Origin of the sequence: Kitasatospora cineracea, from assembly GCF_003751605.1 — a bacterium.
Taxonomy (GTDB): domain Bacteria; phylum Actinomycetota; class Actinomycetes; order Streptomycetales; family Streptomycetaceae; genus Kitasatospora; species Kitasatospora cineracea.
Genome location: NZ_RJVJ01000001.1, coordinates 1372487 through 1385275 on the forward strand (window position 1 = coordinate 1372487; position 12789 = coordinate 1385275).

The window sequence follows — 12789 nt, forward strand, 5'->3', positions numbered from 1 at the left end:
GGGCACCGCGTTCCGGCCCGGGCCCAGGCTCGGGGCACCGCGTTCCGGCGCGGGCTCAGGCGCGGGCCGGGGCCCGCTCCCCCGCGCGCTCCCGTTCCAGCAGCGCGGCCAGCCGTCCGTCCGGCCGGTCGGCCAGCTCGGACCAGCGGCCGCGTTCGACCACCCGGCCGGCGTCCAGCACCAGCACCTCGTCCACGCTGTCGTCGTCCAGGCCCGCCAGCCGGTGGGTGATCAGCAGGGTGGCGCGGTCCGCGGTGGCGGCCAGCAGGTCGGTGGTCAGGGCGTCCGCGGTGGCCGTGTCCAGGTGCTCGGCGGGCTCGTCCAGCACCAGCACCGGGAAGTCCGCGAGCAGCGCCCGGGCCAGCGCCAGGCGCTGGCGCTGGCCGCCCGACAGCCGGGCGCCGTGCTCGCCGACCATGGTGTCCAGGCCCTCCGGCAGGCCGTCCGCCCACTCCAGCAGCCGGGCCCGGTCCAGCACCGCCCGCAGCGCGGCCTCGTCGGCGTCCGGCCGGGCCAGCCGCAGGTTCTCCCGCACCGAGCTGTCGAAGACGTGCGCGTCCTGCGCGCACAGCCCGACCACCCGGCGGACGTCCTCGCCCGCCAGCTCCCGGGTGTCGGTGCGGCCTCCCAGCAGCACCGCCCCGGCCGACGGCTCGACGAAGCGCAGCAGGGCCTGCGCCAGCGTGGTCTTGCCCGACCCGGACGCCCCGACCACCGCGATCCGCCGCCCGGCCGCCAGTTCCAGGCCGGCGCCGTGCAGCGCGTCGCGCTCCGCGCCCGGCCAACGCACCGTCAGGTCGCGCACCAGCACCGGCAGCCGGACCTCCGGCAGCGGCCGCGGCGCGTCCGGTTCGCGGACCGGGAGCGGCGCCGCCAGCACCTGGTCCAGCCGCTCCCGGGCGGCCCGGGCCCGCTCCCGGTGGCGCACCGCGGTCGGCATCCCCGCCACCGCCTCGAACGCGGCCAGCGGCGTCAGCACCACCACCGCCAGGCACACCCCGGGCAGCGACCCCGACGCCACCGCGCGCACCCCGACCGCCGCCGCGGCGACCACCGTCAGCCCCGAGACCAGTGCCACCAGCCCCGCCGAGAGGCCGCTCGCGGCGGCCGAACGGGCCGCCAGCCGGGTCAGCGCCCGGTCCGCGTCCCGGGCGGCGCCCAGGCGGCGCGGCAGCGCGCCCGCGACGGTCAGCTCGGCGGTGCCGGTCAGGGTGTCCAGCACGGCGCTCGCCAGGTCGCCGCGGGCGGGCGCGTGCCGGCGCTCGGTCCGGCCGGAGATCCACCGCTCCAGCGCCGGGACGGCCGCGCCCGCCAGCAGCAGCCCGAGCGCCAGCACCAGGCCGGCCGCCGGCAGGAACGCGGCCAGCGCCGCCGAGGCCCCCAGCGAGACCAGCACGGCGACGGCGGCCGGCAGCCGCCAGCGCAGGTGGAAGTCCTGCACCGCGTCCACGTCCGCGACCAGCCGGGACAGCAGGTCGCCGCGCCGGAACTGCGGCAGCCCGGCCGGGGCCAGCCGCTCCAGCCGCCGGTACACGGCCGTCCGCACCCCGCCCAGCGCCCTCAGCACCGCGTCGTGCGCCACCAGCCGCTCCGCGTACCGGAACACGCTCCGCCCGATCCCGAACGCCCGCACCGAGGTCACCGCGACCATCAGGTACAGCACCGGCGGCATCTGCGAGGCCCGCGAGATCAGCCACCCGGACGTGCCCATCAGCGCGACGGCGCAGCCCAGCGCGAGGGCGCCGAGCAGGACGGCGAGCCAGAAGCGGGGGACGCGGGTGGCGACCGCCGGCCCTGGAACCCGCTGCCGGACGGCCCCCTCGGGGAGCGGCTCCTCTTCGTGCCGGGTCTGCGGGACGGTGCCTTCCGCTTCGCGCAGTTCCTCGCGCCCCTGGTTTCGCACTTGCTCGCACACCTTCGCGGGAGCCTGCGCCGGGCCCGGCAGGTGGACGTGGTGGTCGGCGAGGGCGGTGAGGGCGGGGCGGTGGGTGATGAGCAGGACGGTGCGGTCGAGGGTGCGCAGGGTGTCGAGGAGGGCGGCCTCGGTGACGGGGTCGAGGTGGGCGGTGGGTTCGTCGAGGATCAGGACGGGGCGGTCGGCGAGCAGGGCGCGGGCCAGGGCGAGGCGCTGGCGCTGGCCGGCGGAGAGGCCGTGGCCGTTCTCGGCGAGGAGGGTGTCGGGGGTGGTGAAGTCGACGTGGGCGGCGGCGAGGGCGGCGGCGAGCCGGTCCTCGCTCGCGTCGGGGCGGGCGAGGCGGACGTTCTCGGCGACCGTGCCGGCGAACAGCTGGGGGTGCTGCGGGACCCAGGCGACCTGGGCGTGCCAGCCGGCTCGGTCGGTGTCGGCGAGGTCCTGATCACCGAGCAGGACGCGTCCGCCGTCGGGGCGGGTGAAGCCGAGCAGGACGCTGACCAGGGTGGACTTGCCGGCGCCGCTGGGGCCGGTGAGGACGGTGGTGCGGCCGGCCGGGACGGTCATCGAGAACCCGGACAGCGTGTCGCCGGCGCGGCCGGGGTGGCGGACCGTCAGGTGTTCGACCCGCAGGTCGGTGCCGGTGGGGGCGGGGCGGGTGCCGCCCGCGGGGAGCGGGGTCTCCAGGACTTCGAAGATCTTCCCGGCGGCGGCCAGGCCCTCGGCGCTGGAGTGGTAGAGGGCGCCGACCTGGCGGATCGGCAGGTAGACCTCGGGGGCGAGGACGAGCACCAGCAGGCCGGTCTCCAGGTCGAGGGTGCCGTTGACCAGCCGGAAGCCGATCGAGACGGCGACCAGGGCGACCGAGAGGGTGGAGAGCAGTTCCAGGGCGAAGGAGGAGACGAAGGCGAGGCGCAGGGTGCGCAGGGTGGCGCGCCGGTAGTCCTCGGTGATCCGGCCGATCGCGGCGGCCTGGGCGCGGGCCCGGCCGAAGACCTTGAGGGTGGGCAGTCCGGCGACCACGTCGAGGAAGTGGTGGGAGAGCCGGGCGAGTCCGGCGAACTGGCGGTCGGTGCGGGCCTGGGTGGCGTGGCCGATCAGGACCATGAAGAGCGGGATCAGCGGCAGGGTGACGCAGACGATCGCGGCGGACTCCCAGTCGGCGCCGAGGATCCGGGCCAGCACGACCAGCGGGACGACCACGGCGAGGGCCAGTTGCGGGAGGTAGCGGGCGAAGTAGTCGTCGAGGGCGTCGACGCCGCGGGTGGCGAGGGTGGCGAGGTCGCCGGTGCGGCGGCCGGTGAGGTGGGCGGGGCCGAGCGCGGTGGCGTGGTCGAGCAGTCGGCGGCGCAGGGTGGACTTGACGGCGGCGACCGAGCGGTGGGCGGTGAGTTCGGTGAGCCAGGCGACCAGGGCCCGGCCGAGGGTGACGGCGGCCAGGCCGAGCAGCGGGCCCCGCAGCGGGGAATCGCCGTGCTGGAAGGCCCGGACCACGAGGGTGGCGATCAGTCCGGCCTGGGCCACCAGCAGGGCCGCGCCCGCCCCGCCGAGGAGGACGGATCCGGCGAGGAAGGCGCGGGTGGTGCGGGCGTGCGCCAGCAGCCGGGGGTCGATCGGGCGCATCCGCTGCTGGCGGTCCATCTGTTCGGCTCCTGCGGTCAGTGGTGCGCGGCGGGGATGTGCTGGACGCCGATCCGGCGGCGGAACACCCAGTACGTCCAGCCCTGGTAGAGCAGCACGAGCGGGGTGAAGACGAGGGCGACGACGGTCATCACCTTGAGCGTGTAGGGCGAGGACGAGGCGTTGGTGACGGTCAGCGACCAGTCCGGGTTCAGCGTGGAGGGCATCACGTCGGGGAACAGCGACAGGAAGAGCATGCCGACGGCGGCGACGACGGTCAGGCCGCTGAGCGCGAACGCCCAGCCCTCGCGGGCGAGTCGGTTGGCGCCGAGCGCGCCGAGCAGGGCGAGGACGGCGACGACCAGGGCGGCCAGGCTCCAGCCGTTGCCGGAGTGGGCCTGGGTCCAGACCAGGAAGACCAGGGCGAGCACGGCGGTGGCCAGGCCGAGCGCGGTGGCCTGGGCGCGGGCCCGGATCCGGATCTCGCCGCTGGTCTTGAGCGAGGCGAACACCGCGCCGTGGAAGGTGAACAGCACCAGGGTGGTGAGTCCGCCGAGCAGCGCGTACGGGTTGAGCAGGTCCCAGAGGGTGCCGACGTAGTTCTTGTCGGCGTCGATGTCGACGCCGTGCACGATGTTGGCGAAGGCGACGCCCCACAGGAAGGCGGGCAGCAGCGAGGTCCAGAAGATCGCCAGTTCCCAGTTGCGCTGCCAGCGTTCGCCGCTGCGCTGGTGCCGGTACTCGAAGGAGACGCCGCGGACGATCAGGCAGACCAGGATCAGCAGCAGCGGGATGAAGAAACCGCTGAACAGGGTGGCGTACCAGTCGGGGAAGGCCGCGAAGGTGGCGCCGCCCGCGGTGAGCAGCCACACCTCGTTGCCGTCCCAGACCGGGCCGATGGTGTTGATCAGGACGCGGCGCTCGGCGGTGTCGCGGGCCAGCAGCCGGGTGAGGACGCCGATGCCGAAGTCGAAGCCCTCGAGGAAGAAGTAGCCGATCCACAGGACGGCGATCAGGACGAACCAGAGGTCGTGCAGGTGCATGTGATCCGTCCTCAGTACGCGAAGGCGAGGGGCTGGTCGGCGTCCTCGTCGTCGGAGGGGCCGCGCAGGGTCGGGTCCTTGGCGGGCGGCTTCTCCTCGGTGTCCGGCCCGGCGGCGGCGTACTTGGCGAGCAGTCTGACCTCGATGACGGCGAGGACGGCGTACAGCACGGTGAGCGTGGTGAGGCCGACCGCCTGGGTGCCGACGGTGACGTTGGGGGAGACGGCGTCGCGGGTGCGCATCAGGCCGAACACCACCCAGGGCTGGCGGCCCATCTCGGTGAAGATCCAGCCGAAGCTGTTGGCGAGCAGCGGGAAGCCCATGGTGAGGATGCCGATCCGCCAGCTCCACCGGGTGAAGAAGACGTTCATCTCGCGGTTCCTGGTGAGCATCAGCTTCGGCGGCTCGTCCTCGGCGGTGCGGTGCTCGGGGGCGAGCCAGAACCTGCGGCGGGTGGTCCACAGGCCGATCAGCGCGGCGGCGAAGGACGTCATGCCGAAGCCGATCATCAGCCGGAATCCCCAGTAGGTGACGAAGATGTTGGGGATGTAGTCGTCGGGCTGCCCGCCGTACTCGGCGGCTTCGGCGGCGGCGGTGTCGTTGATGCCGGGCACCGAGGACGAGAAGTCGTTGTGGGCGAGGAAGGACAGTATCCCGGGGATCTCCAGCTCGACCGAGTTGTGGCCCTTGGAGACGTCGCCGACCGCGAAGACCGAGAACGGGGCGGGTGCCTGGGTGTCCCACAGGGCCTCGGCGGCGGCCATCTTCATCGGCTGCTGCTCGAACATCACCTTGCCGAGGGTGTCGCCGCTGATCGCGGTGCCCAGGCCGGCGACCACGGCGATGGCCAGGCCGACCCGCAGCGAGGTGCGCATCGCGGCGGTCTTCCGGCCGTCGGTCTGCTTGCCGCGCTTGGCCCGCCACAGGTGGTAGCTGGCGATGCCGACCACGAAGGCGGCGCCGGTGAGGAAGGCGGCGGTGAGGGTGTGGAAGACCTGCACCACGGTGGTGTTCTGGGTCAGCACCCGGACGATGTCGGTGAGCTGGGCCTTGCCGGTGGCCGGGTCGACCTTGTAGCCGACCGGGTGCTGCATCCAGGAGTTGGCGGCCAGGATGAAGTAGGCGGAGAGGGCGGTGCCGATCGCCACCAGCCAGATGCAGGCCAGGTGGATCTTCTTCGGGAGGCGGTCCCAGCCGAAGATCCACAGGCCGATGAAGGTGGACTCGAAGAAGAAGGCGATCAGCGCCTCCATCGCCAGCGGGGCCCCGAACACGTCGCCGACGAAGCGGGAGTAGTCGGACCAGTTCATGCCGAACTGGAACTCCTGGACGATGCCGGTGACCACGCCCATGGCGATGTTGATCAGGAAGAGCCTGCCCCAGAACTTGGTGGCGTGGAAGTACTTCTCCTTGCCCGTGCGCACCCAGGCGGTCTGCAGTCCGGCCACGATCGAGGCCAGGCTGATGGTGAGGGGCACGAAGAGGAAGTGGTAGACGGTGGTGATGCCGAACTGCCATCGCGAGATGGTCTCGTGAGCGACTGCTAGGTCCACTGCGCCCTCTCTCACAGGTTTCGCACATAACGGACGGAACGCATATGTAGCACTCAGGTGCGACATACCCGCCCAAGCTTGTCCGCTTGTGAACGTGAACACGTTCACAAGGGAAGTATCCATGATGCTTATCGGTGCGGATGCACGGGGGTGGGGTGTTCTCGGACACGCCGATGATCCGACGTCCGGCCGACCCCCCACAAGCGGCACCGGGGCAGCCCGGCTGTACCGAACGGCGCTTGACACCGCCCGCCCTGACCTGGCGTCAGACCGGCGCGGGCCTCAGCGCTGCAGCGGCAGCGAGAGCCGGAACACCGCGCCCTCGCCCGGGGAGGTGCGCAGCGACAGCTCCCCGTCGTGCGCCGAGACCAGGGCGCTGGCGATGGCCAGGCCCAGGCCCGACCCGCCGCTCTGGCCGGGCAGCCGGGTGCGGGCGGCGTCCGCCCGGTAGAAGCGCTCGAAGACCAGGGCGGCCTGCTCCTGCGTCAGCCCCGGCCCCTGGTCGGCGACCTCCAGCAGGCAGCCGCCGGACGCCCGGCCCACGCCGATCCGCACCGCGGTGCCGGACGGGGTGTGCTTGACCGCGTTGCCCACCAGGTTGGTCACCACCTGGCGCAGCCGGGCCTCGTCGCCCAGCACCGGCGCGGCCTGCGGGGAGCCCAGGCCGTTCGGGCCGGTCAGCGCGACCGGGCGGCCCGGGTCCAGCGCGGTCAGGTCGTGCAGGGCGTCGGCGGCCAGCGTGCGCAGGTCCATCGGGGCCAGGTTGAGCGGGCGCTCCTCGTCGAGCCGGGCCAGCATCAGCAGGTCCTCGACCAGTGCGCCCAGGCGCACCGCCTCCGACTCGATCCGGTCCATCGCCCGGTCCACGTCCTGCAGCGCGCCCATCCGGTGCAGCTCGGCGAAGCCCCGGATGCCCGCCAGCGGGGTGCGCAGCTCGTGCGAGGCGTCCGCGACGAAGCGGCGCATCCGCTGCTCGGAGGCGGCCCGGGCGGCGAACGCCGTCTCGATGTGGGTGAGCATCCCGTTCAGCGCGGCGGACAGCCGGCCCGCCTCGGTGCGCACCGGCAGCTCCGGCATCCGGTACGACAGGTCGCCGTCGGCGATCCGCTGGGCGCCCGCCTCCAGCTGGCGCAGCGGCCGCAGCCCGGCCCGCACCGCGAGCGCGCCGAGGCCCGCGAGGCCGACCAGCACCGCGCCGCCGATGGTCAGGAAGGTGGTGCGCAGGTGCGAGATGGTGGACTCGACGTCCGCCAGCGGCACCGCGACCTGCACGTACCGGGGCACCGCGAGGTCGCCGCCCGCGGTGGCGCGCTGCAGCGGCAGCACCATCGAGCGCCACTCGCCGGCCTTCGGCCCCGAGGCGGTGAACGGGTCGTCCAGCCGATCGGTCAGGCCCTTGCGGTCCAGCGCGGGCAGCTGCGGGGCCGGGTCGGAGTCGCTCAGCGGCTGCCGGATCACCGACAGCACCGAGCCGTCCTCGGCCAGGTAGCGCACCACGTACTCGCTGGGCAGGCTCTGCCCGGAGCGGCGGCCGACGTTCTGCGCGCTGAACACCGAGCTGGTGGTCTGCCGGGTCGGCGGGCGGCGGGAGAGCGGTTCGGCGAACCGGTCGAGCTGCTCGTCGGCCCGGTCCACCAGCTGGCCGCGGACGGTGCCCAGCACCAGGGTGTCGCTCACCACCAGCCCGGTGGTGACCAGCAGCAGCGCGAGCACCAGCAGGCGCACCCGCAGCGAGAAGCGGGCCATCTCAGCTGTTCGGCGGGCGGCGCAGCGCGTAGCCGATGCCGCGCACCGTGTGGATCAGCTTGGGGCCGTGCATCGGGCCGGAGTCGAGCTTGCGGCGCAGGTAGGAGATGTACGACTCGACGATGGAGAGGTCGCCGCCGAAGTCGTACGCCCACACGTGGTCGAGGATCTGCGCCTTGGAGACCACCCGGCCGACGTTGGCCATCAGGTAGTGCAGCAGCTTGAACTCGGTGGGGGAGAGCGAGACCGGGACGCCGCCGCGGGTGACCTCGTGCGCGGTCGGGTCCAGGGTGAGGTCGGCCACCACCAGGCGGCCGTCGTCGGCGGGGCCGCCGGCCCGGCGCAGGATCGCCCGGATCCGGGCGATCAGCTCCTCCAGGCTGAACGGCTTGGTGACGTAGTCGTCGGCGCCGACCGCCAGGCCCTGCACCTTGTCGCCGGTGCCGTCCTTGGCGGTCAGGAACAGCACCGGGACGTGCTCGGGGCTCTGCGGCCACTGGGTCTGGTCGCGCAGCCGCTGCACCACGGTGAAGCCGTCCAGGTCGGGCAGCATGACGTCCAGCACGACCAGGTCGGGCCGCTCGGCGGCGACCGCGTCCAGGGCCTCCTGGCCGGTGGCGGCGGAGGCCACCCGGAAGCCGGAGAACCGCAGGCTGGCCGAGAGCAGCTCGCGGATGTTCGGTTCGTCGTCCACCACCAGCAGGAACGGCTCGCCGCCGACCTGGGTCGCCGCGGCCGGGTTCGACTGCACTGCGCCTGACACGATTGCTCCGCCTCCCGGCCGGACGAATGGGCCACCCCGGACACCACGGGGCCTGTCCGCGGTGCCCGCCGGGCTGACCCGACCGGACACCGTCAGACAGACCCTAGCCCGACCAGACTACGCAAAGTGAATGAAGATTGGATTAGTCATCCGCTCGTACCCGAACCGGTACCCGCGCCCGCCCCGGTGCCGCCGCCGGTGCCGCCGCGGCCGCCGAAGCCGCCCGCGGCGCCGCCCTCGGTGAGCTGGGTGGCGTTGTAGGAGCCGTCCTCGGCCTTGCTGCCCAGCACGGTGACGCTCTGGCCGGGCTGCAGGTCGCCGACCTTGCCCTCCTTGGTGGTGGTGACCTTGGTGGAGTCGCCGGTGGTGATCTTGACGGTGGTGCCGTTGGCCTCGGTCAGGTAGACGGTGCTGCCGTCCACCGACTTCACGGTGCCGCGGGTGAAGCCGCCCGCCGCGCCGCCGGGGGCCTGGCCGTTGCCGGTGCCGCCGTTCTGGCCGCCGCCGAAGCCGCCGTAGCCGCCGCGGCCGGTGCCGCCGGTGCCGGTGCCGCCGGGGAACCGCCCGTTCGTGGCACTCGCCCGGTTGCCGCCGCCGGTGCTGGTTCCGTTGTCCTTCTGGTACCAGACACCGCCCGCGAACGAGAGCACCGCGACGACGCAGCCGGCCAGCGCCAGGGTCGGCCAGGGGAGCTTGCGGCGCGGTGGCGCGGCCAGCTCGGCGGTGATGTCGCGGGCGTCCGGCGCGGTGGCCAGCAGCTCCTGGTCGTCAGACACGGGGGTCTCCTTCTACTCGTGCCGGAGGGCGTCGATCGGGCGCAGCGAGGCGGCCCGGTTGGCGGGGTAGCTGCCGAAGAACAGGCCGATGGCGACGGCGATGGCGAACGCGCCGAGCACCGACTCGGGGATGACCACCGGCTTGATGCCGACCACCGAGAAGTGCGAGCCGACGATGCCGGCCAGCACGCCGAGCCCGGCGCCGACCACCGACAGCAGGGTGGACTCGGCGAGGAACTGGCCGAGGATGACGGCGCGGGGCGCGCCGAGCGCCTTGCGGATGCCGATCTCCCTGGTCCGCTCGGTGACGGTGACCAGCATGATGTTGGTGATGCCGATGCCGCCGACCAGCAGCGAGATCGCGGCGACCGCGCCGAGCAGGACGGTGAAGGTCTTGGTGGTGGACTCGCGGGCGGTCAGCAGCGAGGTCTGGTTGCTGATCCGGAAGTCGACCTTGGTGGCGTCCTTGATGGCGTGGGTGCCCATCAGGATCCGGGTGATGTCGGCCTGCGCCTCGGTGGTGGCCTCGGCGGAGGACGCCTGCACCAGGATCTGGTTGACCGAGCCGAAGCCGGTGAACGCGTTCTGCACGGTCGGCAGCGGGGCGATCACCACGTCGTCGGGGTCGTTGAAGCCGGTGGAGCCCTTGGTCCTCAGCACGCCGGTCACGGTGAACGGGGTGCCGCCGATGGTGATCTTCTTGCCGACCGGGTCCTCGGCGGCGAACAGCTCCTTGGCGGTGGTCGCGCCGAGCACCGCGACCTTGCGGGAGTTGAGCACGTCGTCGGCGGAGAAGTAGTCGCCCCTGTCGACCTTCAGGTTGGCGGTCTCGAAGTAGGCGGGGTAGGTGCCGACGATCTGCCCGGGCTGGTACGAGATGTTCCCGTACAGCGCGGTGCCGCTGGTGGTGACCACCGGGGCGACCGACTTGACGGCCGGGGCGTCGGTGGCCGAGGCGAGCGCCTTGGCGTCCTCGACGGTGAGCTTCTTGGCGGCGGTGGCCGAGCCGCGCGAGGCGGAGGAGGAGACGGTCAGCGAGTTGGTGCCGAGCGAGGTGATCGACTCCTTGACCGCCACCGAGGAGCCGTTGCCGACCGCGAGCAGCAGGATCACCGAGGCCACGCCGATCAGCACGCCGAGCATGGTCAGCGCGGAGCGGACCTTGTTGGCGGCCAGGCCGCCGACCGCGAAGCGGATCATCTGCCAGGCGATCACGCGACCACCCCCGCGGCGGCGGCCAGCGCGGGCGGCGGCCCGTCGGCCGGGGCCTGCCGGACGTCGGAGACGACCGCGCCGTCGACCAGCCGGACCACCCGCTTGGCGTGCAGCGCGACCTCGTCCTCGTGGGTGATCACCACCACGGTGCGGCCGCGCGCGTTGAGTCGGTCGATGATGCCCAGCACCTCCTCGGTGGAGCGGCTGTCGAGGTTGCCGGTGGGCTCGTCGGCGAGCAGCATCGCGGGCGCGGTGACCAGCGCCCGGGCCACCGCGACGCGCTGCTGCTGGCCGCCGGAGAGCTGGTTGGGCTTGTGCCCGGCCCGGTCGGCCAGGCCGACCAGGCCGAGCGCGGCCAGCGCCCGGCGGCGCCGCTCGGCGGCCCGCACGCCCGCGTAGGCGAGCGGCAGTTCGACCTGGGCCAGTGCGGTGGTGCGGGGCACCAGGTTGAAGGACTGGAACACGAAGCCGATCTTGCGGTTGCGGACCAGTGCGAGCTGGCCCTCGTCCAGGTGGCCGACGTCGGTGCCGTCCAGCAGGTAGCGGCCGGAGGTGGGCACGTCCAGGCAGCCCAGGATGTTCATCAGGGTCGACTTGCCGGAGCCGGAGGAGCCCATCACCGCGACGTAGTCGCCCTCCGCGATGTCCAGGTCGACGCCGAGCGGCTCGCCGCCGCCGGTCGTCGGCCCGCGCAGGGCGTGCACGACGGCGTCGCCGTGGCCGTACGACTTGGTGACCTTGCGGATCTGGATCACCGGGGGCTTGGCGGTGCGCATCAGCGGGTGCCTCCGGCGCCGCCGCCGCTGCGGGAGCCGCCGGTCCCGCCGCCGAAGCCGCCCGTGCCGCCGCCGAAGCCGCCGGCGCCGCCGTTCAGGCCGGGGAACTGGCCGGACGGGAAGCCGTTGCCGGTGCCCGCGGTGGTGGAGGTCAGCTCGACCTTCTCGCCCTCGGTCAGGCCGTCGGTGACCTGCACGGTGCTGTCGCCCTCGATGCCGACGGCGACCTGCACCCGCTCGGTGGAGCCGTCGTCGTGCACCACGGTGGCGGTGCGGGTGCTGCCGGTGCCCTGGAGGGCCGAGGTGGGCACCGAGAGGGCGTTCTCGGCGGAGCCGGTGGTCACCGAGATGGTGGCGCTCAGGCCGGTGCGCAGGGCGGAGGTGTCGCCGCCGATCTGCAGCGTCGCGCCGTACTGCACGGCGCCGTTGGTGGAGCTGGAGGGCAGCGAGGAGACCGACAGCACGGTGGCGTCCAGCCTGGTGTCGGACTGCGCGTTCAGGGTGACGGTCGCGCTCTGGCCCTTCTTCAGCTTGAGCGAGTCCAGCTCGGAGAAGTTCGCGGTGACCTCCATCCCGGCCGGGTTGGTCAGCACGATGAAACCGGTCGGGGTGCTGCTCGAACTGCCGCTGCCGGTGCCGGTCTTGGTGCCGGACGAGCCGGAGGAGCTGCCGCCGGAGGAGGACGAGCCGGCGGATCCGGTGCCGGAGACGGTCTCGCCGACCTTGCCGGTGACCGAGGCGACGGTGCCGTCGGTGGTGGCGGTGAGCGTGGTGCCGGCCAGCGCGTCCTTGGCGTTGGCGAGCGTCGCCTCGGCGTTGTCGACCTGCTGCTGGGCGGAGGCCACCTGGGCCTGGTCGACCTTGACGGTGGTCGTGGTGGTCGGCTGCGGGGTGCTCTGGGCGCCCGCGCCGCTGCTGCTGCCGCTGCCGCCGCTGCGGCCGGAGTTCGAGGAGCCGGAGCCGACCGTGCCGGGCACCGTGGTGGTGACCGTCTCGCCCGCCTCGGCCTTGGTCAGGTTGGCCTCGGCCGTGTTGAGCGCGGCCTGCGCCTGGTCGACCTGCTGCTGGGTGGCGGCGGTGTCGACGGTGGCGAGCACCTGGCCCTTCTTCACCGCGTCGCCGACCGCGACCTTCACCGCGGTGAGCCGGCCGCCGGTGGTGAAGTCCTGCGCGGCGTCGGACGGCGAGAACAGCGTGCCCGATCCGGACACGGTGGCCTGGACCGTCCCCTTGGCGACCGTGGCGGTCCTGACCTTGGAACTGGTGGCGGCCTTGCTGGTGCCGCTGTCCAGCGTGGTGTACGCCAGCGCGGCCCCGCCGAGCAGGGCCACGCCGAGCGCGGAGTTGACGAGGACGGCCCCACGCCGTCGCGGAAGCACCTTCAT

At 73.4% G+C, this 12789-nt stretch carries 9 protein-coding genes; all 9 read right to left on the minus strand.

Annotation, left to right across the window (positions count from 1 at the left end):
- Positions 1-55: 55 nt before the first annotated feature.
- Positions 56-3535 carry a thiol reductant ABC exporter subunit CydD gene (gene cydD, locus EDD39_RS06230; RefSeq protein ID WP_123560160.1) on the minus strand — a complete coding sequence of 1160 codons (3480 nt, stop codon included), beginning with the start codon at positions 3533-3535 and terminating at the stop codon, positions 56-58.
- Positions 3536-3570: 35 nt separating this feature from the next.
- Entirely contained in the window at positions 3571-4575 is a 1005-nt protein-coding gene (gene cydB / locus EDD39_RS06235) for a cytochrome d ubiquinol oxidase subunit II (protein WP_123553838.1), read from the minus strand.
- 11 nt (positions 4576-4586) lie between these two features.
- Positions 4587-6128, minus strand: a complete 1542-nt coding sequence (locus tag EDD39_RS06240; protein WP_123553840.1) for a cytochrome ubiquinol oxidase subunit I — start codon at positions 6126-6128, stop codon at positions 4587-4589.
- A gap of 282 nt (positions 6129-6410) precedes the next feature.
- Positions 6411-7874 (minus strand): sensor histidine kinase, encoded by a 1464-nt coding sequence (locus EDD39_RS06245; protein WP_123553842.1) that lies wholly within the window; start codon positions 7872-7874, stop codon positions 6411-6413.
- A gap of 1 nt (position 7875) precedes the next feature.
- Positions 7876-8637 carry a response regulator transcription factor gene (locus EDD39_RS06250; protein ID WP_279633957.1) on the minus strand — a complete coding sequence of 254 codons (762 nt, stop codon included), beginning with the start codon at positions 8635-8637 and terminating at the stop codon, positions 7876-7878.
- Positions 8638-8783: 146 nt separating this feature from the next.
- Positions 8784-9413 (minus strand): DUF5666 domain-containing protein, encoded by a 630-nt coding sequence (locus tag EDD39_RS06255; RefSeq protein ID WP_123553847.1) that lies wholly within the window; start codon positions 9411-9413, stop codon positions 8784-8786.
- A gap of 12 nt (positions 9414-9425) precedes the next feature.
- Positions 9426-10628, minus strand: coding sequence for an ABC transporter permease (locus EDD39_RS06260; protein ID WP_123553849.1), 1203 nt, complete (start codon positions 10626-10628; stop codon positions 9426-9428).
- A complete protein-coding gene (locus EDD39_RS06265; protein WP_123553851.1) occupies positions 10625-11404 on the minus strand; it encodes an ABC transporter ATP-binding protein in 780 nt (259 codons plus the stop codon). The genes EDD39_RS06260 and EDD39_RS06265 overlap by 4 nt, the downstream gene beginning before the upstream one ends.
- Positions 11404-12789: an efflux RND transporter periplasmic adaptor subunit gene (locus EDD39_RS06270; protein WP_123553853.1), complete on the minus strand. Its 1386-nt coding sequence runs from the start codon at positions 12787-12789 to the stop codon at positions 11404-11406. The genes EDD39_RS06265 and EDD39_RS06270 overlap by 1 nt, the downstream gene beginning before the upstream one ends.